This window comes from Micromonospora pisi (genome assembly GCF_003633685.1).
GTDB classification, from domain to species: Bacteria; Actinomycetota; Actinomycetes; order Mycobacteriales; family Micromonosporaceae; genus Micromonospora_G; species Micromonospora_G pisi.
On the sequence record NZ_RBKT01000001.1, the window covers coordinates 3,140,038 to 3,161,714 of the forward strand.

The 21,677-nt window shown below is 68.7% G+C and carries 21 protein-coding genes; 15 read left to right on the plus strand and 6 right to left on the minus strand.

All coding sequences use genetic code 11. The features are described from left to right. Nucleotides 1–62: 62 nt before the first annotated feature. The 11 genes from BDK92_RS12985 (at nucleotide 63) to BDK92_RS38975 (ending at nucleotide 7,668) form a co-directional block, all read left to right on the plus strand. A complete protein-coding gene (locus BDK92_RS12985; protein ID WP_121156945.1) occupies nucleotides 63–680 on the plus strand; it encodes a hypothetical protein in 618 nt (205 codons plus the stop codon). Further along, a complete protein-coding gene (locus tag BDK92_RS12990) occupies nucleotides 680–1,300 on the plus strand; it encodes a hypothetical protein (protein WP_121156946.1) in 621 nt (206 codons plus the stop codon). Before BDK92_RS12985 ends, BDK92_RS12990 begins: the two co-directional genes overlap by 1 nt. A gap of 181 nt (nucleotides 1,301–1,481) precedes the next feature. Further along, nucleotides 1,482–1,700, plus strand: coding sequence for a hypothetical protein (locus BDK92_RS12995; protein ID WP_121156947.1), 219 nt, complete (start codon nucleotides 1,482–1,484; stop codon nucleotides 1,698–1,700). Nucleotides 1,701–1,799: 99 nt separating this feature from the next. Beyond that, the gene (locus BDK92_RS13000) at nucleotides 1,800–2,864 is read left to right on the plus strand and encodes a hypothetical protein (RefSeq protein ID WP_121156948.1); all 1,065 of its coding nucleotides are present in this window, start codon (nucleotides 1,800–1,802) and stop codon (nucleotides 2,862–2,864) included. A gap of 367 nt (nucleotides 2,865–3,231) precedes the next feature. Further along, nucleotides 3,232–3,807 (plus strand): hypothetical protein, encoded by a 576-nt coding sequence (locus BDK92_RS13010; protein WP_147456978.1) that lies wholly within the window; start codon nucleotides 3,232–3,234, stop codon nucleotides 3,805–3,807. Between the two features lie 124 nt (nucleotides 3,808–3,931). Next, nucleotides 3,932–4,804 (plus strand): bifunctional DNA primase/polymerase, encoded by an 873-nt coding sequence (locus BDK92_RS13015; protein WP_121156951.1) that lies wholly within the window; start codon nucleotides 3,932–3,934, stop codon nucleotides 4,802–4,804. A 453-nt stretch (nucleotides 4,805–5,257) separates the two neighbouring features. After that, the gene (locus tag BDK92_RS13020; RefSeq protein WP_121156952.1) at nucleotides 5,258–5,689 is read left to right on the plus strand and encodes a single-stranded DNA-binding protein; all 432 of its coding nucleotides are present in this window, start codon (nucleotides 5,258–5,260) and stop codon (nucleotides 5,687–5,689) included. Between the two features lie 91 nt (nucleotides 5,690–5,780). Next, nucleotides 5,781–6,227, plus strand: coding sequence for a single-stranded DNA-binding protein (locus BDK92_RS13025; protein ID WP_121156953.1), 447 nt, complete (start codon nucleotides 5,781–5,783; stop codon nucleotides 6,225–6,227). 115 nt (nucleotides 6,228–6,342) lie between these two features. Then, nucleotides 6,343–6,561, plus strand: a complete 219-nt coding sequence (locus BDK92_RS13030) for a hypothetical protein (RefSeq protein WP_147456979.1) — start codon at nucleotides 6,343–6,345, stop codon at nucleotides 6,559–6,561. A gap of 26 nt (nucleotides 6,562–6,587) precedes the next feature. Continuing rightward, nucleotides 6,588–7,028, plus strand: a complete 441-nt coding sequence (locus BDK92_RS13035) for a hypothetical protein (protein ID WP_121156955.1) — start codon at nucleotides 6,588–6,590, stop codon at nucleotides 7,026–7,028. A gap of 478 nt (nucleotides 7,029–7,506) precedes the next feature. Then, on the plus strand, nucleotides 7,507–7,668 hold the full coding sequence (locus BDK92_RS38975; protein WP_170208567.1) for a hypothetical protein: 162 nt from the start codon (nucleotides 7,507–7,509) through the stop codon (nucleotides 7,666–7,668). A 52-nt stretch (nucleotides 7,669–7,720) separates the two neighbouring features. On the opposite strand, the gene BDK92_RS38980 is transcribed toward BDK92_RS38975, so the two are convergent. Next, nucleotides 7,721–8,179, minus strand: coding sequence for a hypothetical protein (locus tag BDK92_RS38980; RefSeq protein WP_211349197.1), 459 nt, complete (start codon nucleotides 8,177–8,179; stop codon nucleotides 7,721–7,723). 324 nt (nucleotides 8,180–8,503) lie between these two features. Between BDK92_RS38980 and mobF the strand changes: the two genes are divergently transcribed. Further along, nucleotides 8,504–13,033, plus strand: coding sequence for a MobF family relaxase (gene mobF, locus BDK92_RS13050; RefSeq protein ID WP_121156958.1), 4,530 nt, complete (start codon nucleotides 8,504–8,506; stop codon nucleotides 13,031–13,033). Between the two features lie 11 nt (nucleotides 13,034–13,044). Here the strand turns inward: mobF and BDK92_RS40260 are convergent, their stop codons facing one another. Continuing rightward, on the minus strand, nucleotides 13,045–13,317 hold the full coding sequence (locus tag BDK92_RS40260; RefSeq protein WP_246017000.1) for a hypothetical protein: 273 nt from the start codon (nucleotides 13,315–13,317) through the stop codon (nucleotides 13,045–13,047). 443 nt (nucleotides 13,318–13,760) lie between these two features. On the opposite strand from BDK92_RS40260, the gene BDK92_RS13060 reads away from it, so the two are divergent. Further along, nucleotides 13,761–14,585, plus strand: coding sequence for a 5'-3' exonuclease (locus BDK92_RS13060; protein WP_211349198.1), 825 nt, complete (start codon nucleotides 13,761–13,763; stop codon nucleotides 14,583–14,585). A gap of 141 nt (nucleotides 14,586–14,726) precedes the next feature. Here the strand turns inward: BDK92_RS13060 and BDK92_RS13065 are convergent, their stop codons facing one another. Together BDK92_RS13065 and BDK92_RS13070 are read right to left on the minus strand one after the other, a co-directional pair. Continuing rightward, on the minus strand, nucleotides 14,727–15,239 hold the full coding sequence (locus BDK92_RS13065; protein WP_170208569.1) for a GNAT family N-acetyltransferase: 513 nt from the start codon (nucleotides 15,237–15,239) through the stop codon (nucleotides 14,727–14,729). Between the two features lie 113 nt (nucleotides 15,240–15,352). After that, on the minus strand, nucleotides 15,353–16,339 hold the full coding sequence (locus BDK92_RS13070; protein WP_147456981.1) for an XRE family transcriptional regulator: 987 nt from the start codon (nucleotides 16,337–16,339) through the stop codon (nucleotides 15,353–15,355). A gap of 305 nt (nucleotides 16,340–16,644) precedes the next feature. Between BDK92_RS13070 and BDK92_RS40265 the strand changes: the two genes are divergently transcribed. Then, a complete protein-coding gene (locus BDK92_RS40265) occupies nucleotides 16,645–16,851 on the plus strand; it encodes a glutamate ligase domain-containing protein (protein ID WP_246017002.1) in 207 nt (68 codons plus the stop codon). A gap of 142 nt (nucleotides 16,852–16,993) precedes the next feature. On the opposite strand, the gene BDK92_RS13080 is transcribed toward BDK92_RS40265, so the two are convergent. Together BDK92_RS13080 and BDK92_RS13090 are read right to left on the minus strand one after the other, a co-directional pair. Beyond that, nucleotides 16,994–17,485, minus strand: a complete 492-nt coding sequence (locus BDK92_RS13080) for an OST-HTH/LOTUS domain-containing protein (protein WP_246017003.1) — start codon at nucleotides 17,483–17,485, stop codon at nucleotides 16,994–16,996. 304 nt (nucleotides 17,486–17,789) lie between these two features. Further along, complete coding sequence (locus tag BDK92_RS13090; RefSeq protein ID WP_121156964.1) at nucleotides 17,790–19,994, minus strand: RICIN domain-containing protein; 2,205 nt, start codon at nucleotides 19,992–19,994, stop codon at nucleotides 17,790–17,792. 576 nt (nucleotides 19,995–20,570) lie between these two features. On the opposite strand from BDK92_RS13090, the gene BDK92_RS13100 reads away from it, so the two are divergent. After that, nucleotides 20,571–21,611: a hypothetical protein gene (locus BDK92_RS13100; RefSeq protein WP_147456983.1), complete on the plus strand. Its 1,041-nt coding sequence runs from the start codon at nucleotides 20,571–20,573 to the stop codon at nucleotides 21,609–21,611. The last annotated feature ends 66 nt before the right edge of the window (nucleotides 21,612–21,677 follow it).

Consider the following 21,677-nt stretch of genomic DNA (forward strand, 5'->3'; position numbering starts at 1 on the left):
ACGTCTGGGGCGCCCGGCTCGACAGACCACCCCGCAACCTCCCGACGCGCTGAGGAGTAGATATGACTGCCAAGACCATCCGTGACTACGTCCACACCCCCGGCAATCCGGTCCTCGACCGGGTTGCCGCTGAGCGGACTCTCACCAACAGCGGTAGGTCCGGCCATGTGATCGCTGACGGCGATGCCGTCCGCCTCGTCGGCGAGCGCAAGCAACTGCTCGTCACCGGCGTCGACCATCAAAGCGGGCAGATCACCGTGACCGCCGACACGGGAACACTCACCACGCTTCCCGGCGTTGACGTCGAGGTCGTCGCCCTCGCCTCTCACCCGGCCGTTCCGGACGACGTCCTGGAGTCGATGACGCTGGAGCAGGCACGCACCCGGATGGCGCTCATCGCCTCGGACTACGGCCGGTACCCGCAGTACGGCGATACGTACTTCGCCGGCTGGGTGTTCGGCCGGGTGAACGACGAGATCCGGTTCCGGAACTCGCCGCACGGGGACGTGCTGTTCGTCGCCGGGCAGCGGGTGCTGGTCCGGACAGACGACCGCTCGGTCTGCGGCGTCAGCGGTCTGAACACCATCACCGCCTGGTCGACCCGGTGGAGGCGTCACGGGATCGGGGTGTCGGTGTGGCACCACCAGATCCGGCTCGAGACGCAGCCGGGCGACCTTTGATGGCCGACCTCACCCTCCGCGACAACGCGCCGAGGTTCCACGTCGAGCGCCACGACACCGGGGACGTCGAGCTGATGGTGTCCGCCGACGGCACCACCGTACGCATCAACATCGGCCGGGACCACGAGGACGCGTCCAGCCTGTCCGAGCGGCTGCGGCACCTCAGCGAGAACGCCGCCAGGGACATTCTCGCCGATTGGTGGGACATCCCCGACGAGTCCGACGCCTGCATCTCGGTCGACCGGGACCGGTACCACGTCGCGCTCGACGGCAGCACCGTCGGGACCTATCCCAGTCGCGAGGTCGCCGAGATCGCGCTCGCCCGCGCCATGGTCACCCATGGGGTGTTCCCCCGCGCCTGGTACATCAACGACCGCGGGAACCACACCGACATCGACGCGGATATCCGCCGCTGGCACGACGAGGGCGGCGACCAGATGGTGCCGCTGCCCGGCGTCGAGTACCAGCCCGGTGACCTCGTCTGGCACGGCGACCCGGACTGGCCCTACAAGGTCGTCGACGACTGGGGCGAAGCCGGCGTCGAAATCCACACCGTCGGCGACCCCACCGTCCGTGCCCACGTCACCGACCGCACCCAGCTACGGCCGTATTCGCCGTGACGCTGCGTGCCGTGCGACCTCGCACCCTCGGTCACGCCCTGCAGGCCATGCCCAGGATTCCCCAACACCTTCACGAGGATGACTATGCCTAGCCCTGACCAGCAGAACCGCCCCGACGCCCAGGCGAACCAGCAGAGCCGGCACACGACCCGGAGCCTGGACCTGATCGCGCACCTGATCGGTGGAGCAGGGGTGGACCGACGCGACGCTCGACGGGCTGGCGCGGCGGTTCCTGGACGCCGCCGACGACGAGACGCAGCGGCAGTTCATCGACTTCCTGCTCGACGTGCAGCGAAGTGAGAACCCGGACGACGAAGCCGGGACGGCGTTCAGGGCTGCTCCTGCGGCAATGCCAACTACGGCACCCCCGGGTCACGACCGCGACCCGAACGCGACATAAATCCGCTCCGCCCACTCCGAGACGACCGCCAGCCCACGACAAGGGCCGCGATCGTCTCCGTTCTACGGCACACCCAACCTCGCCACGAAGGAAACGACCATGACCAGCACGACCATCGACCTGCGCACCTTCACCACCCGGCCCCGAGTGGCGGCGCGACTGGACAACCCACACGTGAGCAGCGGCCTCACCGTCGACCCGCTGAGACAGGCCGCGAAGAATGCCGCCGACACCGCCGCCGGCCGGTACGCGACGCTGGAAGCCGGGCAGGCCGCCGAGATGCTCACGAAGGTGTTCCCCGGCGCGCACCGGGTGGCATTCGAGATCAGCTACGACGACCCAGAGGTGGCGGCGAAGCTACGCGCTGTCTGGGACGCCGAGCGGCGGATGCTGTGGCACTGCCCGTCCGACGGCCAGATCGGGGCGCACCCCGACGCGGTGACGCGCGCCGAGGCCGAGGCGTACGGCGGGCCGGTGATGCCCGACCTCGACACCGACACACGCGACGCGATCGAGATTCGGCTCGAGTTGGCCGAAGACTACGGGCGCGGCTTCTTCATCTCCGCACCCGAGACCAGCCCCCTCGTCATCCAGCCCGGCGGAGGGCTGACCCATGCCCGCTGGTGGTACGAGGGAGATCTGCGGGAACTGACGGTGCCTGACGCGATCGCCGAGGCGCAGCGGCAGCGTAACGAGCCGAAGAACATGCCGGCCGGTGAGCTGTGGGTGGTGTCGATCTCGCACCGGCACGGCACGACCGTCGAGGTCCACCAGTCGGAGAGTGCCGCGAGGCGCGGTGTAGCCGAGTTCGCCCGGGAGTGGTGGCCGGAGGTGTCCGGCCACCACGGTTGCCCAGTCGACCCGCCCACCGCCGACGAAGAGGTCACCCGTCTCTACTTCGACACCGCCCAGGACGAGTCGTGGTCCGTCGACAGCGTGACCCTGGCGTACAACGAACCGGCCGCTTCTCCGACCACGCCGGCACGCGATGCCGTGCAGCGGGTGGTGACCGTGGGAGGCGTAGCCGCGCAGTTCTCCGGTGACGAGTTGGACACCCTCGCCCGCACCGCCGGTGAGGTGGTGCACGGCGACGGCGACCTCAGCGGCCCACAGCGGGAACTCGCCGGCCGCGCCTACCGGGCGCACATGGCCGAAATGGCATGACCCTCACCGACTGACCGGGATGCCACCCGGCGCCGACCGCCCCGCGGACTGCCGCTCCCGTCCCCCACCGCCCTCATCAAGCGCGACCCACAAACCACCAAAGACGCTCTCGACCAACTCACCCCCGACGAACTGCACCACCTCCGACTCGCCGCCGAGAAACTCTCCAACGCCGCCGAGGCGCCTACTACGAACGGGCCGAACAGTGACCACCCCAGCGCAGAGCCACCCCGACGAACCCCCTCGGCAGGAACCCAGCACCACCGCAGACCGAAAGACACATCTCACCCTGCCCCTGACAGCACCTTTCCCCACCATCAGCGCTGTCGAGACACTGCACTTCGACACCGGCATGGTCCGCTATCAGATGACCGGGCCGCGGCTCACCGGCAGCATCACCATCGCCGCCGATCCCGCCCCGACACTCACCACACCCGAGGAACGAATCCGGGTCGAGCTCGGCTTCGAGCCCAGGCCAAACACCTTCCGTACCGACCGACCTCTCGTCAACGGCATCGAAGTCAGCGGCACGGGCAACATCACCCCACAACTCATCCCGGACATGACCTACGGGAACCTCGGACTCCGCCGCACCACCCGCCGACGCTGGGACGACGCCGTACCCGACCACAGCGCCAAATACCTCACCGAGGCCATACGGGCACTGCTCCACCGATGGACAACCCTCCCGCAGCTCCACGACCTCATGCACGCCCACGCCCGACATCTGGCCCCGACCCGCCTCGCCCACCTCCGCACCTACACCATCGACCGGCTACGACAGCGAGAAGTCGACCTCCACCACAAACTCGCCGACCTCCACCGCGAACTCACCGCCGCCGAGGAACTCGCCGCCGAACTGCACACCCTGGCCACCTCACCACCACCACGCCAGCCCACAACCACCCCTGAGACCAACCCACCCCGCACCCAACTGCTATAGGCACCTGCGGTCTGGCGGCGGAGCCGCACTGGCCCCCGAAGAGGGCAAACCGCCGCGCCCGGAACAAGGCGCCGAGACGCCCGGGTGCCGCACGCACCATGGAGGGAAGCAGGGGAGGTAAGAGATGGGAGAGAGTCTGCTCGGGGCGGCCTTGCGATACGCGGAGGCCGGTATCCCGGTGATGCCGTTACACACCCCCGTACCCGGCGGGGGCTGTTCCTGCCGGGAACGTGACGGGTGCGGCTCGCCCGGCAAGCATCCACGGCTGCGGCACGGGTTGCACGAGGCGTCCACCGACACCCGGTTGATCCGGTCGTGGTGGCGGCGCTGGCCGAGGGCGAACATCGGCCTGGCCACCGGAACCACGCTGGACGTGTGCGACGTCGACACCAACGCCGGCCTGCGCGCGGTCCTCGATCTACTCAACGTGGTCCGCCCGTCCGGGCCGCTCGTGCGTACGGGGCTCGGCTACCACCTGTGGTTCGCCCCGACTGGGTACGGCAGTCGGATCGGGTTGCTGCCCGGGGTGGACTGGCGCGGCCGGGGCGGGTCAGCGGTCGCGCCGCCGTCGCTGCACGCGACCGGCCACCGGTACCTGTTCACCCAACCCTGGGACGGCGGCACACTGCCGCAGTGCCCACCGCAGCTTGCCCGGTTGGTGGTCCCACCGGCGCCGGTACTGACGGTCGCGGCCGAGCCGATCGCCGACCTCGACCGGTACGCGCAGGCCGCGCTGGACGGGGAGGTGGGCCGGATTCTGGCCGCGCCGCGCCCGGCGTTCCGGGGCGGGCAGCGGGTGACGGGCGGTGGACGCAACAACGCGCTGAACCGGGCCGCGTTCCGGCTCGGACAACTCGCCGCGAGTGGAGCGCTCGACGAGGCCGTGGTGTGGCCCCGGTTGACCGACGCGGCGGTGTCGGTGGGGTTGAGCCAGGCGGAGGCCCGGCGCACGATCGCGTCCGGTTGGCGGGCCGGTCTCCGCCGCCCCCGGCGCTAACCCGGTCCGCGACCTCGATTGGTGGTCGTTGTCCCCCGCTGGTGAGGGCCCGGGCCGGTGGGGCCGAGCGCGCACGGCAGCGGGGGTGGGCCGGGGCTTGCGGGCCGCTACCGCACCCCGGTCACGGGTCGAAGGTTGAACAGTGCGGTGCTGGGCCCGGCAGGGTGCGGTGCGGTTGTCGGCCGTTGGTGGTCGGTGGGATCCGTGGCCGCCTGATGCCGCTGCTGAGGGACCCGAAGGTCAGCCCACCCGGGCGCGGGGCCGCTAAGCCCAGCCAAAAACATCTTGGCTGTCTTGTCTCGCTCCGCTCGACGCCAAGATCTTTTTGTCTGGTTGCTTGCAGCCCCGGCCCACGGGCGGGCTCTGACCGGCCCCGTCAGCGCGGCACCCGGCGCCGGATCACCCGACCCGGCCGGCACCCGCACCCCGCACCACCCTGATGGGAGCACCGTCATGCTGTTCAGCTTCACCTTCGAGGGCAACCTGGCCGACGAGCCCGAACTGCGCTTCAGCCCCGCCGGCAAGGCCGTCTGCAAGCTGCGCGTCGGGCACAACACCCGTCGGCGCACCACCTCCGGCGAGTGGGTCAACGGGCCGACCATGTGGGTCACCGTCACCTGCTGGGAAGCACTCGCCGAACGGGTCGCCGAGAGCGCCAAGAAGGGCGACACCGTGATCGTCGACGCCCGCGACGACCTCAGCGTCTGGGCCTACCTCAACCAGACCACCGAGAAGCCCGCCGGTCAGCTCCAGGTCACCGCCGCGAACGTCGCCCTCTCGATGCGATTCGCCGCAGCGCAGTCCCAGCGCACCGCCAAGCCCGCCACCGGCGCCGAGCAGGACCCGTGGGCGCCGTCTGACCGCGACCTCGAACCGGCCTTCTGACCCCACCCCCGCGCGGGGCCGGTCGCCACTCACCGGCCGGCCCCGCCGCCCGTCCCGCCGAACCCCTGTCGACGTTTGGAGCACCCCTGTCATGTCCTTGTTCGCCTGCGTCATCGAAGCCCGGCTCACCGCGTCCCCGCAGACCGGCCACACCCGCGAGGGCCGCGAGTTCGTCCAGTTCCCCGTCGTGCACCGCGACCGCTACCGCGACCACACCGGCAAATGGGTCGACTCCCGCGCCATGTTCTTCGAGGTCATGTGCTGGGGCGACCTCGCCACCCGCGCCCGCAACCTCACCCGCGGCGACCAGGTGATCATCGAGGCAGGGCAACTCCTGCCCTACATCAACGACAGCGACCTACCCGCCATGAAAGTCCAGGCCCGCAACCTGTCGGTCTCCATGCGGTTCACCGACGCCCACGCAGGACCCCAGGTCAAAACCCGTCGCGGCGACATCGTCACCACCGCCGACGGCGAGCAGTACGCCGCCGACGCCTACCCGGAAGTCACCACCGACCGAGAACTCCTCCACCACTGAGCCACCCGCCGGAGCGGGCCGGTCGCGGGGCTCCCACCGCGACTGGCCCGCCCGAGCCCGCCGTTCCACCCCGACCCGCATGGCGGCTGACACCCCAACCCTCTTGGAGCCATCGGTGTTCACGATCCCGACCGCGCCCGCCCCACCTGTGCACTACCGGGACCAACCCGTCGCCCACCACGGCGGCGAATACGTCTACCCCGGCCGCCGCGTGGTCGAAGGCGACTGGCTCTACCCCTCGCCGGAGATGTGCCGCGACGACCGGCCCGATGGCCAGTGGATCGCCGACGGCCAGGTCTTGGTCTGCCGTTCCTGCGGCCTGGACTGCACCTAACCCAGCTCACCCCTTTGGAGCGACCCATGGCCCCAACAAGCCAACAGCGTTTCACCGCCGCCCGCACTCACCTCGTCGCCGCCCACCGGGCGTTGCGACCCGTTGTCGAGGCCGCCCACCCGAACGCGGCGAGGTGCCTACCGATCCCGCCGATCAGCGTCCCCAACACCATTGCCGACGTCCCCACGCAGCTCGACATGCTCGCCGCCAACCTGTTCGACCCCAAGCACCACGGCACACACCGCCAGTGGATCACCGCCTGGAACCGGTGCACCCACCTCGACCGCGAACACGCCATCGCCCTGAAAGAGCTCTACTACCGCTGGTACCAACTACTGGCCGCCGTCTGGCACCGCGTCGACGACAGACCCGTTCCGGGCTCCGCCGCCGACATCGAAGAGCGCAGCAAGAACTTCTTCTACTGGCTGCACCAGTACCCGGCTGGTGGCCGGCGCCACGACCGCTGACGCATCCCGCGCCCTCACGGGTTCCGTGCCGGAGACGGCCCTGCCGCATCCCGCAGCAGCGGCGGATGAATCGCACCGCACATCCTGGCCGGCGCGGTGGGAGCCCTGCACGCAGTCCCGCCGTTGAACGCGGCGGGCCGTGCCCGGGGCACTGGATGCCCGAGCCGTTGTCCGGAGTCGTTGGTGTCCCACACCGTTCGTCCCGGCGGGCGAGCGTACGGACCGCCCGCCTGGCCCGCGGGTGCGCGCTTGCCAGCCCCAGTGGTGACCGACCAGGCCGCGTCAGGCAAGAGCCGTCAAAACATCTTGGCCCGGTCCGCTTCGCTCCCCGGCCGCTGCGCTTCCAAGATCTTTTGCCTGGCTTTCTTGCCTGCCCGCTGACCATGGCCGGTCCCTCACCGATCTGTCAGCGCGGCACCCCGGGGCCAGACCCGCAGGGCACCGCCGCACCCGGTCCACCCCGCCAGGAGGCATCGTCATGCGCCACACCAACCAGTCCACCGACCACCGCCGCAGCGGCAACGCCAACCCGACCCGACGCCACCGGTTCGTCCTCGTCGGCCAGAAGGACTTCTACGACCCGCGCAACCCCGCCGACCTGGCCGAGTACCGAATGGTCGTCCGCTACCGCCACCGCTGACCCACCAACGCGGACAGGGCCGAACCCACCTGGGTCCGGCCCTGTCCGCGCGTCACTCCCACTCCCGCCGCTCCCCCGATGCCGCGCCGCTCGCCTCCGTCACGTCAACCCCGCCGCGCGCCGCATCGTCCTGGCCGTCGCTGTCCTCCGCCAGGTCTAACCCGGCCGCCGGGGTAACGCCTGCTCGCGTCACAGCCGCGCGGACCCCGGACACCGGTAGGCCGGTCATCCCCGCGATCTCCACCACCGGCTCGCCCAGTTCCTTCAGCCGTGCCACCGCCGCTTCCGCATCCCGGTCGAGCAGCGCCGCCGCGGTCTCCGCCTCGGTGATGATCCTGCGTGCTCGCTCCCCCGCCTCTTCCCGGACCTGCGCCGCCCGCTCGGACCGGTCGAAGTAGAGCCCCACCGCCGCCGTCACCGCAGCCTCGTGCGCTGCCCGCCGCGCCTGCCTCGCCGCCGCCACCTCCGACGCCTTCCGCGCCGCCGACCTGTTCACACCAGCACCACTCAATCGCTTCACCATAGCCCCAGACGATAGCCACGGAAAAGCAATCACCTCAAGCCCAAGTCGCAAATTCAATACACATCAAGGCAACTAAAAACAACCGAAAGCCAAAACCCCCGAAACCCCCACACCACAACCCTTCCACCAGCCAAAACACCAAGACCACACCCTAAAAGAGAACTCCCACACACCTCTTGCAGATGCTCTTGTCATGGATCGCCTCCGGCGGCTACCGTCCCCATTTCACACACACGCCAATAGGCACAACCGCGTCGGCGGACAGCGGAATTCGCGGACACCGGATAACAGCCGTGGGGAGGTGTTGCCGCGATGATGACGTTGCACAAGTTGTCCGTCGCCGACGGCTACACCTACCTCACCCGGCACGTCGTCGGCGGGGACCGCGACCGCGAACCCGGACAGAGCGCGGCCGACTACTACACCGCCAACGGCAACCCGCCCGGCCGGTGGGGCGGACGCGGCCTGACCCAGCTCGGGCTGACCGGCCAGGTCACCGAGCAGCAGATGAGGCACCTGTTCGGGCAAGGCATGCACCCCGACGCCGACCGAATCATCGCCGCCTACCTGGCCGAGCACACCCGCGCCGGGATGACCGAAACACAGCTCGCCGCCCTGACGCAGCAGGCGATCCGGCACGCCACCCTCGGTCGGAGGTTCCCGGTTTACAAGACCCTCGACGCCTTCGACACCCGCGTGGACGAGCGCCTCGCGGTCATTCGGACGGAGGCCAGTAGGGAGCCGACGCAGGCCGAGGTCGGCAAGATTCGTATGGAGGAAGCCCGCCGCGCCCGTGGCGGTGTCGCCGGCTACGACCTGGTGTTCACCCCGGTCAAGTCCCTCGTCCTACTCTGGGCCCTCGATGAGCGGCAGTGGGTCCGCGACGCGGTCCGGGCCGCGCATGAGCAGGCCCGCGACTCGGCCCTCGCTCTACTCGACGAGCATGCCGCGTTCACCCGGGTCGGTGACGTCGGGCAGGCGCAAATCGGCACCCACGGACTGATCTACGCGGTGTTCGACCACTACGACTCCCGCGACGGCGACCCGAACCTGCACACCCACGTCCCGATCAGCAACAAAATCCGGGGCGAGGACGGGAAGTGGCGCAGCCTCGACGGCCGCGCCCTCTACCGCATCGCGGTCGCCGCGTCGGAACACTACAACTCCACCATCGAAACCCTCGCCACCCAGCACCTCGGCGTCGACTTCGAGGTCCGCCCCGACACCGCCACCAAACGACACCCCGTGCGGGAAGTCGCCGGCATGCCCCTGGAGTTCGTGAAGACGTTCTCGTCGCGGCGCTCGCACATCGAGGCCCGCTACGAACAACTCATCGTCGACTTCCGCCGCGCCCACGGCCACGACCCGGACAACCAGGCCGCGTTCCGGCTCGCCGGGCAAGCCAACCTCGACACCCGAGGACCCAAACCCAAACCCCGATCACTGGCCGGGCTCCGGGCCGAATGGGCCGAGCGCCTCACACTCACCCACGGCCGCACCGCACTACGCCATCTCGTGAAGACGGTCGCCGCGTCCCGACCCGACCAGGTACGTGAAACGTTTTCCACAGAACTATCCACAACCCAGATCAGCGCCCTGGCGTCACTCGCCGTGGGCCGGGCAGAGGCATCCCGGTCGACCTGGACGGTATGGAACCTGCGCGCCGAAGCCGACCGGCTGCTCCGAGAACCTCCACACATGCTGTTCCCGAAAGGCATCCGGTTCGGATCCACCGACGACCGTACGGCGCTGCTAAACCGGGTTGTCGGAGACGCGGTCGAGTCGTTGTGCGTGCCCGTCACCGCCCAGCCCAACCTGATCGAACCGGCCGCGTTACGGCGCCCGGACGGGACGTCGGTGTTCGTCCAACACACGGCGATGCGATACACCAGCCAGGAAATCCTCGACGCCGAACAACGCCTCCTCAACGCCGCGCACACCCCCACCATCCACAGCTGCGCACCCCTCGCGGTGCACACGACCCTCGGCAACTACGAGTCCGCGTTCGGCAAGACACTCGACCCCGGTCAGCGGGCCATGGTGGTCGCGTTCGCCACCGACCCCCGCCTCATCACCGTCGGTCTCGGCCCCGCCGGTGCCGGCAAGACCACCACCATGCACGCCTACCAACACGTCCTCGCCGCCCACGGCCAGCGGCTCATCCCCCTCGCCACCTCCGCCGCAGCGGCAGCCGTACTCTCCACGGACCTTGGTGTCCCGGCCGAGAACCTGCACAAGTTCGTCTACGAACACCTCACCCACGGCCAACCCACACCACACCCCGACGGCACACTGCCAACACAGAAAGCCTTTTTCCACATCCGGCCCGGTGACGTGATCCTCGTCGACGAAGCCGGCCTGGCCGGCACCCGCAACCTCGACACCCTGCGCGACATCGCCACCCGCCACGGTGCGGTAATCCGGCTGCTCGGCGACTACCGGCAACTCTCGGCGGTCGAGTCCGGCGGCGCCCTGCGCCTGCTCGCCACCGAAGCCGGCGCGGTCGAACTCACCCATCTACACCGGTTCACCAGCGCCGCCGAAGCCGACGCCACCCGCCGGCTCCGTGACGGCGACACCACAGCCATCGACTACTACCAAGCCCACAACCGGATCCGAGGCGGCTCCGCCGAAGCGATGATCGAGCAGGCGTACAACGCCTGGCACACCGACATGACCCAAGGGCTCAAAACCCTCATGTCGTCATCCACCACCACGGGAGTCACCGCCCTGTCCGCGCGGGCCCGAGCCGACCGCGTCGCCGCCGGGCAGGTCGAAACCGAAGGTGTGACCCTGCACGACGGGAACCTCGCCGGGCGCGGGGACTGGATCGTCACCCGCGGCAACGACCGGAAGATGACCTGCAACCAGGGCAAGGACTGGGTCCGTAACGGCGACGCCTGGACCGTCACCGCCCGCCACCGCGACGGCTCCCTGAAGGTCCAACACCTCGGTCACGGCGGCACCCTCACCCTGCCCGCCGCCTATGTGTCAACCCACGTCGAACTGCTCTACGCCACCACCACCCACCGCGCCCAGGGCTCAACCGTCGACACCGCGCACGCCCTGGTCACCGACGACATGACCCGCGAAAGCCTCTACGTCGCCGCCACCCGCGCCCGCCACCACACCACCCTCTACGCCGTCACCCACCGCATCCTGCCCCTCGACGAAGACGCCCGAATGGACCGAACCGTCTACGACCGGCACGCCCGCGACGCCAGAGAGATCCTGGAAACCGTCCTTGCGACAGAGGGTGCGCAACCGTCCGCGACCGAAGCGATCATTCGCGCGAAGGAGGAGGCGCTCAGTCTCGCTACGCTCGTCCCGCGCCTGCGCTACGCCAACGAAATCGCCGACACCAACCGTCTGCGGACCCTCGTCACCAGCACGCTCGGTCCGGACGGCAACGGCCTGCACCGAGACCCAGCCTGGCCGGCCGTGGTCCGCGCACTACGCACCGCGGAAGCACAGGGGTGGGACCTGCCGCAGGTCCTCGCCGCGACCGCCCGCCGTGGCACCCTCGCCGCCGCCGAATCCCCCGCGCAACTCCTCGCCTGGCGCATCAACGACCACACCGACGGCCGCCGCCCCGCCCCGGCGCTGTCCCAGCCGACCGTCGCGGACACCACCCGCTACGCCGCCCTCCTCCGAACCGTCCTGCGCACCACCGACCCCATAGACCCGGTCGACGGCACCCGGCCACCCCGCCTCCTACACACCGAACCGACCACCACGGTCACCGATCACCAGCAACTCCTCGCCACCGTCCTCGGCGACCACGATGCCTCCCGCGCCGCAGAGGAGGCGGCTTGGCCAGCGCTACGTAACGCGATCCGACGCGCCGAACACGCCGGCCACGACCCCCTCACCGCCGTGGCCACCGCCGTCGTCTCCCGACCGCTCCACGACGCCCGGTCCCTGTCCGAAGTCCTCGCCTGGCGCCTCAACCACCACCTCGACACCACCCCACCACCAGCAGCACAACCCGGCACCACCGACGCCTGGCGCACCCTCGCCTGGACCCTGAAAGCCGCCGAGAAGCACGGACACCCCGCCGACCATCTCCTCGCCGCCGCACGCCCCGGCAGCGACCTCGACGGCATACGCCACCAACTCCAACACCTCACCCGACCGATTCCCGCGACCGGGCCGCTGCCGTGGATCGAGTCCACCCCGCAGACCACCAACCCGGAATGGGACACCTACCTCAACGACATCAACCAGCTCATCAACGAACGCGTCCACAACCTGACCATGGACACGATGGCCCACCGGCCCGCTTGGCTCGCCGGACTAGGCGAAACTCCAACCGACGCTCGCACCCTCACCGAGTGGATGCGGCACGCGTCGACCGTGGCCGCCTACCGCGACCAGCACCAGATCACCCTCGACGACCCCACCCAACCACTCGGCGCGTACATTCCCGCGCACCACTCCGGGCACCAGGCATACCTCCACGCCGTCGACGCCGTACTCGCCGCCCGCCACCCGCACGACACCCCGGCAGACCCCATCACCGTCCGCATCACCACTGACACCTACCTCGCCCTACCCGACACCGACCGCGACAACATCACCACCGCAGTCGCCGCCCGGCTCGGCGACGACTGGCTCGGCCCCCGCCACGGCGACGCCGACACCCTCCTCACCACACCCACCTACGCCACCCACCTACAAACCGAACTCATCAACCGCGGGCACCTCACCCCACCACCCATCAACACCCCCACGCCGCCACCGCCCCCAGCAACAACGCGTCCGGCCACCCGACACCAACCCGCCTTCGAACCACCCCTGGAACTCCCGCAGCTCGAGCCCGGCATCGAAGTCAGCTGGTAACGTGCCGCCGCCTACTGGCGGGCCAACTCGACGGACAGCACTCGACGTAAAGCGGCAACAACCGCGCCAGGCGGGAACCGCTGTGCGGCAACCCGCTCCGCGCGCGCTACCGCGCCGTGTATCTGCTCGGGCTGCGCGACGCGCAGAGTCGCTACCAGCCAGCCCTCCAGATCGACGAGATCCTCGGGTAGCTCCAGCGACTCCGGCGACGGCAACGGTGGCGGCATGCTCCGACCCGGTAGCGGATCCCCGGCCGAGGCGTACCGGCCCGGCGGCAGTCCCACCCGAAACGGGTGCACGCACACCGCCGTCCCGGATGGGCCGACTCGCCACCCAATGGTCGCGTCGTAGGCGTACTCCCAGCCCGGACCTGCAACCACGTCGAAATCGCCCGGTCCGAGCATCTGGGCCGGGCATACCCCGCACGTCTCGTCGCGCCACTCAGGCCGCAGACCACCCACCGAAGAAAGGCTAGTGCCGCCGCGCGGTCCCGTCCCGGCACCGCGTCCGTATCTTCCCCCTACCCGACCCAGCCCGATCGACCCGAGGAAGCCTCGGCTTCAAAACCGGGTACACCGTGTCGAGCACCGGACCTTGTTCAGACTTGGCCAACACCTCGCGTTGGTTCTCTGACCTGCGCCGTTCGGCCGGTACTCTTCTTAGAGTTCGGCGACGAGCACCCGCTGCCACGGTCACAGGCAAACTACCCGCGCCTGGGAGGCCCTCTGTGACTCCGCTGTTCGCCGTCGACGGACACCATCTGCTCTACCGCGCCTGGTTCGGTTTCCCGGCCCGGATCATGAGCCGCGACCGTACCCGCGACCTGACCGGCGTGTTCGGCTTCCTCGCCCTCGCTCGGAAAGCCCACCACCTGCACGCACCCGACAGCGAAATGGTCGTCGTCTTCGACGGAGAGTTCGGCACGGCGGATCGTGTCCGTGCCGAGTCGACCTACAAGGCCAACCGTGCGACGGCCGATCACACCCCGATCAAATCCCTCCCGGCCGTGAAACAAGCGCTCAGCGCCGCCGGCGTGAGATGGGCCGAACTCGACAACCACGAAGGCGACGACGTACTCGCCACCGCGATCAGCGCCGCCACCAGGCAGGGGCGCCGCGTCATCTGCTTCTCCGGCGACCGGGACTTCTACCAGCTCCTCGACGACACCGTCACGATTCTCACCCCGACGCGGGCCGAACTCACCGGTGCTGACGTGCGGCAGCGATTCGGCGTACTGCCCCGTCAGTGGCCCGACTACCGGGCCCTGACCGGAGACCCCGCCGACAACATCCCCGGCATCAGAAGTATCGGCCCCAAGACCGCGGCCGCCCTGCTGTCCGGCGGTCTGCACCTCGAAGATCTGCCCTCTTCACCCCAGCTCGATACCCCTCGCTGCGGGAAGGTACTTGAGCAATGGGACCAGGTCCTCGCATGGCGCGACATCATCCGCCTGCGCCACGACGTCACCCTGCCTGCCAACATCGTCACCGGGCAACCCACACCGCCCCTACCCCGAGCTGCCCAAATACTCGAACACCTCGACCTCTGGTAATTGATCACATGGTTCGTCACCTGGTCTGAAAGCGTTCTCACTCGCCTGCGTGTGGGTAGTACGTGGTCGGCTGGTGGCGGGACCGACCTCAGCTTCCGCAAACACCGGTTCCGCCGCCCGCCCCCTCGCACGGTCCGATGCTCAGGGACGCGCGAGGTAGATGAGCGGTCCACGGGCGTCGACCTTGGTGTACCGCTCACTCATGCCGATCTTGGCCGCGATACGGAGCGACGCGACGTTGTACGGTCGGATCGTTGCCCAGACGCGAGGGACAGCGGCTGCCAGTCCCTCGTCCAGTACAGCCTGGGCTGCCTCCCTGGCGAACCCCTGGCCCTGGTGCGAGTGCCTGATCTCGTAGCCGATCTCCGGCTCGATCTGCCCGATCCGGCCGAAGAACAGGCCGCAGTTGCCCAGCAGGTCGCCGTTGGGTCGCGCGCGTACGGCGTACCAGAGCAGTCCGGTTTCTTCCGCGACCTGGACCCGCCGACGGATCCAGGCACGAGTTTGTTCGGTCGAGGTGAAGGGGCCATCGCCGATGGTGTGTGTCTCGGGGTCGCTGAAAATGGTGTGCAGCTCATCGGCGTCCGCCACACGGAACGGACGCAGTTCCAGACGAGGGGTCGCGATCAGCGCCCGCACGATGAGGTCTCCCATCCACGTGGTTGGACAGCAGGCCCGCCTGGGCACGTTCATCAGCGCCTGCTACAGGTACACCTCTGATCTGGCGCACCCACGGCATTGCGCTGCCCGACTCAGCCCGGGATCAGCTATGACCTCCTCGTGAGTGCCCCGGTCAGGGTGGAAGTCAGGGCACGGACGGAGGGGCGGCGTAGCTCCTGTGGCGCGTGCTGTGCGGCAACCCGTAAGGCCTGGTGTGCCCGGTCGGGTTTGCCATGCGACGCCCACGCCCGGGCGGTGTCGATGCAGTAGCGGGCGCGGCGTTCAGCATTCGGCAGCAGCTCGGGGCGGACGCTGCTGGCGTGGTGAAGGGCAGCGGCGGACTCACCGAGCGCCGTGAACACGCCGATCTTGTAGATGGCGACATTGGTCGCGTTGAACCGCAGACCGCCCTGGGATCGGGTGTGGTCCAGCCGCCGGGCGGCCTCGGTGGCTTGCCCCAGGAGGTGCAGAGCCCGACTCCCGTTGCCGTGCTGGGCGCTGCTGTAGGCCGCCGTACAGAGCAGCGACCCGTACGCGGCAACCACGTCCGGGCCGGCCCGGACGGTATCGGCATCAAGGTCCTGGGCGGCGGCGATCAACAACGCGACGGCGTCTTCGTGTTGGCCAGAGCGCCGCATCGCGATCGCAACGGAACGCGACGCGGCGGCAATCATGGTCGCATCGCCGCTGGCGTTTGCGACGGTCAACGCCCGATCGGCGAGGACCCGAGCGACCGGATCGTTGCCCAGTTTGATGGACAGTTCGGAGGCCAGTTGGTAGCTGCCGGCAAGGATCGCGGCAAGCCCGTCACGACCAGCGGCGGCCTGCGCCCAACTCGCCTCGGCCGCACCCATGATGGCCGGCAGTTGCGAGCAGAGTTCGTCGTACCGGGTATCGGCGTAGACGGTCCAGGCACGGGTCAGGGCACGAGTCAGCCGGGCCGTGGATTCAGGGACGGCGTTCGTGATGTCAGCGTCCAGGAGGGCAAGTGCGCCGATGTCGGGGGCGGATACAGGGTCGGCGAGGGCTGGGTCGGGCCAGCCGACCGTGGTGGCGGTAGCAGCCAGGCCGGCGAGCATCTGGCGTCGTCGCACCGAATCACCTCTTCCAATCGCCGGGCGCCCGCCGACGATAACGCCAGAACGAGGCCAAAGAACAGACGCCACTCACGCGCAGAGAAGGGTCAGACACCATCAGTAGTCTCTCGCGGTGAACATCATCAGGATCGCGGTAGCGCAGAGCTACATCTCCTGCGACCGGCGGTCAACGGCACAGCCATATGCGCCCTGATGCGCCAAGCCCACCAGCAGGGCGCCCGTCTGATCCAGTTCCCGAAAGAGCGATCTCCCGATACGTCAGGCAGACCAAGGCGCTCGGGTGCGGTCATCGGATCGGGGACGTGGCGGAGGCGCTGTCCCGGGCCGAGGCACTCTCGCCGGGCCGGATGCAGGTCACGACCAGAGCGGACGGGATCACCATCATCAACGACGCATGCAACGCCAGCCCGGAGGCAATGACGGCGGCGTTGCAGGCGTTGGCCGACATCACCGCGCGGTGGGTCGCGGCCGTTCTACAAGATCGAATTTGGCCGCGGTGTCCCCAGTAACTCGATCTGATCTTGAGGGACGGGTCGGCGTGGGTGCCGAAGAGCGCCCTGCCTCCGAAACTATTCGTCCGACCAGACTCGTCCAGCACCAACACCAGGTTGACACGCACACCCAATTCGGCGGTCGGTCGGCTGATCCAGGTCAGATGTCGGGGGCGATGTCAGTGCCGACCACAGCGCGACGGCCGGAGGCCGGGATGGCTCGTTCGGGTGTGGGCCGGCGCTGGTCGCGGATGTAGACGACGGCGGGCTTCCCGCCGCCGGGGAGGCGGCGCTCGACCTCGAACAAGGTGGTCGCCGTGACCAGGTCGGTGAGCTTGGCGTATCCGTAGGTGCGGGAATCGAAGTCGGGTCGCCGCTTGGTCAGGATATGCCCGACGGCGGCGAGGTGGGCCCAGCCGTCGTCGCCGGAGGCGGCTTCCACGGTGTCGCGCAGCAGCATCACGAGGGCGGTGTCGTTCTTGAGCTGCGCGGCGCGGGTGGGGGTTCGGGGTTTGACGAGGGTGGCCTCGGCCGGTGCGACGGGGTGGTCGTAGGAGAGGTTGTCGGTGTAGACGAACTTGTCGCAGGCGGCGACGAAGGACTGGGGTGTCTTCCGAACCGGCGCTTCGCCCCGCCGCCGATGGCACGACAACGGGCCCGTGCGGCGAGGCGGTCGCGGTGACGGGCCTGCCACCGTGGCGCCAGCTCAGTGACCAGGCTCTCGATCACCTGCAGGGACAGACCCGTCATCCGCCGGTTCCTCCTGATCATCGCGCCAACCATGATCAGGCTAACGATCATCGATGCTCAAGGACTCGCAACCGTGCACGAGGTCGTTAGGGCCAGCCCTTCGGCGTTGCTCGCCGTCGGGATGCGCAACGGTCGCCGCGCGAGCTCATCGCGCGGCGACCGTTGGGATCATGTGCGTCTATGGGCTGGTTGCACGGGTAGCCGTGTCACGCACGTGGCGGGGAATGAAAAACAAATCTCCAGAACTGGCTCGCTCCCCGGTCGCAGAGCCATTGGTGAACCTTGGCTCCGTCCGCTGCATTGTTGTACGCGACGGTAATGCACTTACCAGTCTGGAAATTTACCATTATGGGATCAAATAAATCCCCACCGAATCGTTGCGCCCCCGTACCGTTACAGGTGTAGAGCACGATTGGTGTGCCGTCGGCCGGATTGCTGCCCCACACGTCAATACACTTGCCGTTGAAACTGACGAAGTTGTCACCTGGCACCCACATGAATTGCTGGGAAGGGCTGCCGGTGCAGGTCCGCATCTCCAGTTGCACGGCATCGTCGAACCTGCCGTCCGGCACGGTGAGGCACTTGCCGTTCAAATGACTGACGACGGTCATGTCAAAGAGGTCGGTGGACCAGGTGGCATTGCCGCTGTCGTTTCGGTAGAGGACGAGATTCCCGTCCTTTTGCAGCTTCAGGCTGCTCGGCCCATTCCCGTGGGTTCCGGACGCCCACACCGGTGTGCCGTCTGCACTGTAGAGGACGAGATTGCCGTCGCGCTGGTTGGCGAGGCGCGCGCCGTTGGAGACCGCGGGCGCCCAGACGGCCTTGGGTCCCTTCGAGACGACAAGCTTGCCGTCACTTTGGAGTCGCAGCGTATGACCGAGGTGCGAGTGGAGCGCTTTGGCGTCGGAGAGTTCCGCGCCGGCCTCCAACTCGGTGTTGGTCGGGTAGAACAGCTGATCGGGGGTGACAAGAGGAGATCCAGTGACGGCACCGGCGCCGGCGTCCTTGCTCCCGCCGATGATGGCGATCGCCCGGCTGCCGAACGCGTTGGTCCAGACGTAATTGTCACCGCCAGCCAGCTTGGTGTACCGGAAGTTCTGGTCGGTCTGGCCGTCGCAGGTGCGGATGACGAATTTGATGCCGACGCCCGTCGCAGGGCTGGCGAGGCTGACGCACTTCGTGCGGTCCAAGGCGTTGATGATGCGGTAGATATCAGTGGTGCCATAGATTCGCATCGCCAGCCAGCGTTGCTTGACGTTGTCGGCGCAGTTTGCCTGCACCACGGCCTTGCCGTTGGTGACGCTGTCGCCCTCGGCGGCCAGGCATTTGCCGGAGTTCAGGTTGGTCCACTGCCATGACTTGGCGCTGGGCCGGTTGGTGGAGTCTGGCGGCACCTGGTAGCGGCCGGTCGTCAAGAAGTTCCGGACGGCGTCCACGTCGCCGGCCAGTGCTTGGGTGGCGGCGGTGACGAGGTTGTCCTCGCCGTCGGCGGCCGCCTTGGTCTTGATGTTGTTCGCGCTCTGGCGGTGTGCGGCCTCGGCTTCGGCCAGCTCTCGGTCGAGGTCTCGGCGGTCGGCTTCGCGCATGCCGGTGTCGATGAATGCCCGCCAGTCGGCCGGGTTGCTGCTGCGCAGCGCGGTTTCGGCGGCCGCGCTGATCTCGATACGGTTCGGGTCGGTGTCGACGACCTGCCACACCCAGCGGGTGAAGTTGTCGTCGGTCATGGCGAGCTTGCCCTCGTCGGCGACGACGCCGATGATGGCGGCGGCAGCGGTCATGGCGCCTCGGCGCGCCAGGCGGGCCTGTTCGGCGGCGCCGGCGGCCTCGGCTGCGGCGATCGCGTCCTGCACGTCTTGTTCGGCGGCGGTCTTGACGCCGGTGGCGAGGAACGCGTGCTGCTGGGCGGGGGTGCCGTTGATGACCGCGGCTGCGGCGGCCTTGACGCGGGCCCCAGTGGCCCTGCTCCAGATCTCGATGACCGCGTCGCGTTCGGAGAGTAGGAGCATGCGGCCTTCGGTGTCGAGGGTCAGGCCGGCCGCGGCGTAGGCGGCACGCTTGAGGTCGCGGGCGGCGCGGGCGGCGGCCTCGTCGCTGATCTTCTTCGCGTCATCGGCGATTTTGGCATCGAAGATGCCGTGCAGGATGAATTGCTTGCAGGCGGCGTCGACGGTGGCGATGTCGGTGGAGAGCGTCAGTTCGGCGGCGGTGCGGACCAGCGGGTAGGCGGCGGATTGCTGCCAGATCCAGAAGACGAAGTTGCGGTCGGTCTGGCCGAGCACCCAGGGCTCGGGTTCGATGCCGATCTCGCGGGCGGCCCGGACCTTGGCCAGCTCGTCGGTTGGCAGGCCGTCGTCGGTGGCGGCGGCCTCCGCGGCCGCGCCGGTGAGGGCGGCCCTGGTGGACTGGGCCATCGGCTGCGCGGCTTTCGCCTTGGCCCCCGTGGACATCGGCGGCGGGGCGGAGGTGGGCGGCCTGATGGCAGGCGGAGCTGCCGGGGCAGGCGCGGGCTTGGCGGATGTTGGTGAAGGGGTGGGTGCGGGGGCGGCGGCTGCTGGCCCGGCGAGGAGTGCGATCAAGCCTACGGTGGTGGTGGCGGTGGTGAGCAGGACGCGCAGGGCATGCGGACGCCGGTGTGCTGTCTTCAATGCGATCCCCGTTTTCGGTGAATAGAAACGATGCCGTCTCGCGTGGTGGGCGGATGAATGTCCGACGCTGTGATGGCATGCCACGGATTGCCGAGTCCCGAATGGTGGCTAGGGCAGGCTAGCCCGCGAGTTGCATCGACGGCAAGCTACATCTACGGCCTGTCATATGCGCATTTCTCTATGATTTAGGGTTCCACGGCACACGGTTGTGTCCGGTGTGGATTCGTGGTACGAATCTCTCGCGTTCGGCGGTCATCGATCTACGGTGTCGCTTCTGCTGCCACGGGGGTTGGCCAAATGAATAGGCGTGTGCGGACGCGGTCCGCGGCGATGCTTGCTGTTTTGCTGGTGGCACTGGGCTTGCTCGGCGGCGTCGCTGTGCCAGCATGGGCGACCGCGCGGGACTCAACCGCGATGGCGAGTGCGGCTTTTGACCAAGCCGAGGAAGATCGTCTTTTCGTGCGCTTCCTGGCTCTCTACGACCCGCGTGCGCTGGTGCGGACGGCCGCTTGGAACGCTTTGACCAGCAGTAATGTTCCCGCTGCCATCGACCGGTTCTTTACCTCGGGGTTCCCGTACGCGGTCAGCCGTTCACAGGAACTCGCCGCGCGCAACCTCGACTTCGCCAAGCGGATCGTGGCCACCCACCCCGCGGAGTTCTCGCCGGAGGTGCACGCGGCCGCCCAATATGCGATCAATAGCGGCACTACCGCGCTGGACACCTTCGCCCGGACCGGCTACGCGGCCGCAAAGGAACGCGACCGGATCGCCCGAGAAGCCTCTGGCGATCATGCTGCCGGCCTACTGCAGGCCGATCGTGACTTCGTCGTTCAACTGCGCGAGCACGATCCCGGCGCGCAGGTTCGAGCCGCGGCCGGGCTCGCGCTACGCGCCGAGGCCACCGACGCCGATGTGGTGGAGTTCTACGCCTACGACTGGGCCGCCGCGGCCTCCGTGGACCTGCAGACCCATCAGACGCAATGCGCCAACAACGACATGATCTGGCGCTCCAAGATCAAGACTTTGCTGGCCGACGCGCAGGCCGCGCACGCGGCGGCGCTCGCTGCCGAGGGCGAAGCACGCGAGCTGGCTCGAGAGACCGCCGCCCGCGCCTGGCGCACGCTCGGAGCGCAGGCCGAGCCGGCCAGGTCCACCTGGGACACCGCCGTCGAGGTTGCCGAGCGGCAGGCGGCGAACTGGCAACAGGTGGCGCTGGCCGCAGCGGCGGCCGCGGACAACCCGAACTGGGAGTCCATCACGGTCAGCGCGCAAGCCAACGGTCAGCAGTGGACCAACGAGCACGTTAACGCCACGAGGCAGGCCGCGTACTGGACTTCTCTCTACGAAATGGCGCTGGCCGGCGAGCGAGACATGACTTCCTGACAATCTGACGTCTATTACCGGCACTGGCCGCACGGCTCGATTCGTCCCTTTCTCGCTTTCCGGCGC

Excerpts from the sequence above, each read along its gene's own strand:
- BDK92_RS12985 (WP_121156945.1), top strand. The coding sequence starts at position 63 with ATGACTGCCAAGACCATCCGTGACTACGTCCACACCCCCGGCAATCCG.
- BDK92_RS12990 (WP_121156946.1), top strand. The coding sequence starts at position 680 with ATGGCCGACCTCACCCTCCGCGACAACGCGCCGAGGTTCCACGTCGAG.
- BDK92_RS13000 (WP_121156948.1), top strand. The coding sequence starts at position 1,800 with ATGACCAGCACGACCATCGACCTGCGCACCTTCACCACCCGGCCCCGA.
- BDK92_RS13010 (WP_147456978.1), top strand. The coding sequence starts at position 3,232 with ATGACCGGGCCGCGGCTCACCGGCAGCATCACCATCGCCGCCGATCCC.
- BDK92_RS13015 (WP_121156951.1), top strand. The coding sequence starts at position 3,932 with ATGGGAGAGAGTCTGCTCGGGGCGGCCTTGCGATACGCGGAGGCCGGT.
- BDK92_RS13020 (WP_121156952.1), top strand. The coding sequence starts at position 5,258 with ATGCTGTTCAGCTTCACCTTCGAGGGCAACCTGGCCGACGAGCCCGAA.
- BDK92_RS13025 (WP_121156953.1), top strand. The coding sequence starts at position 5,781 with ATGTCCTTGTTCGCCTGCGTCATCGAAGCCCGGCTCACCGCGTCCCCG.
- BDK92_RS13035 (WP_121156955.1), top strand. The coding sequence starts at position 6,588 with ATGGCCCCAACAAGCCAACAGCGTTTCACCGCCGCCCGCACTCACCTC.
- BDK92_RS38975 (WP_170208567.1), top strand. The coding sequence starts at position 7,507 with ATGCGCCACACCAACCAGTCCACCGACCACCGCCGCAGCGGCAACGCC.
- mobF (WP_121156958.1), top strand. The coding sequence starts at position 8,504 with ATGATGACGTTGCACAAGTTGTCCGTCGCCGACGGCTACACCTACCTC.
- BDK92_RS13065 (WP_170208569.1), bottom strand. The coding sequence starts at position 15,239 with ATGGGAGACCTCATCGTGCGGGCGCTGATCGCGACCCCTCGTCTGGAA.
- BDK92_RS13090 (WP_121156964.1), bottom strand. The coding sequence starts at position 19,994 with ATGGCCCAGTCCACCAGGGCCGCCCTCACCGGCGCGGCCGCGGAGGCC.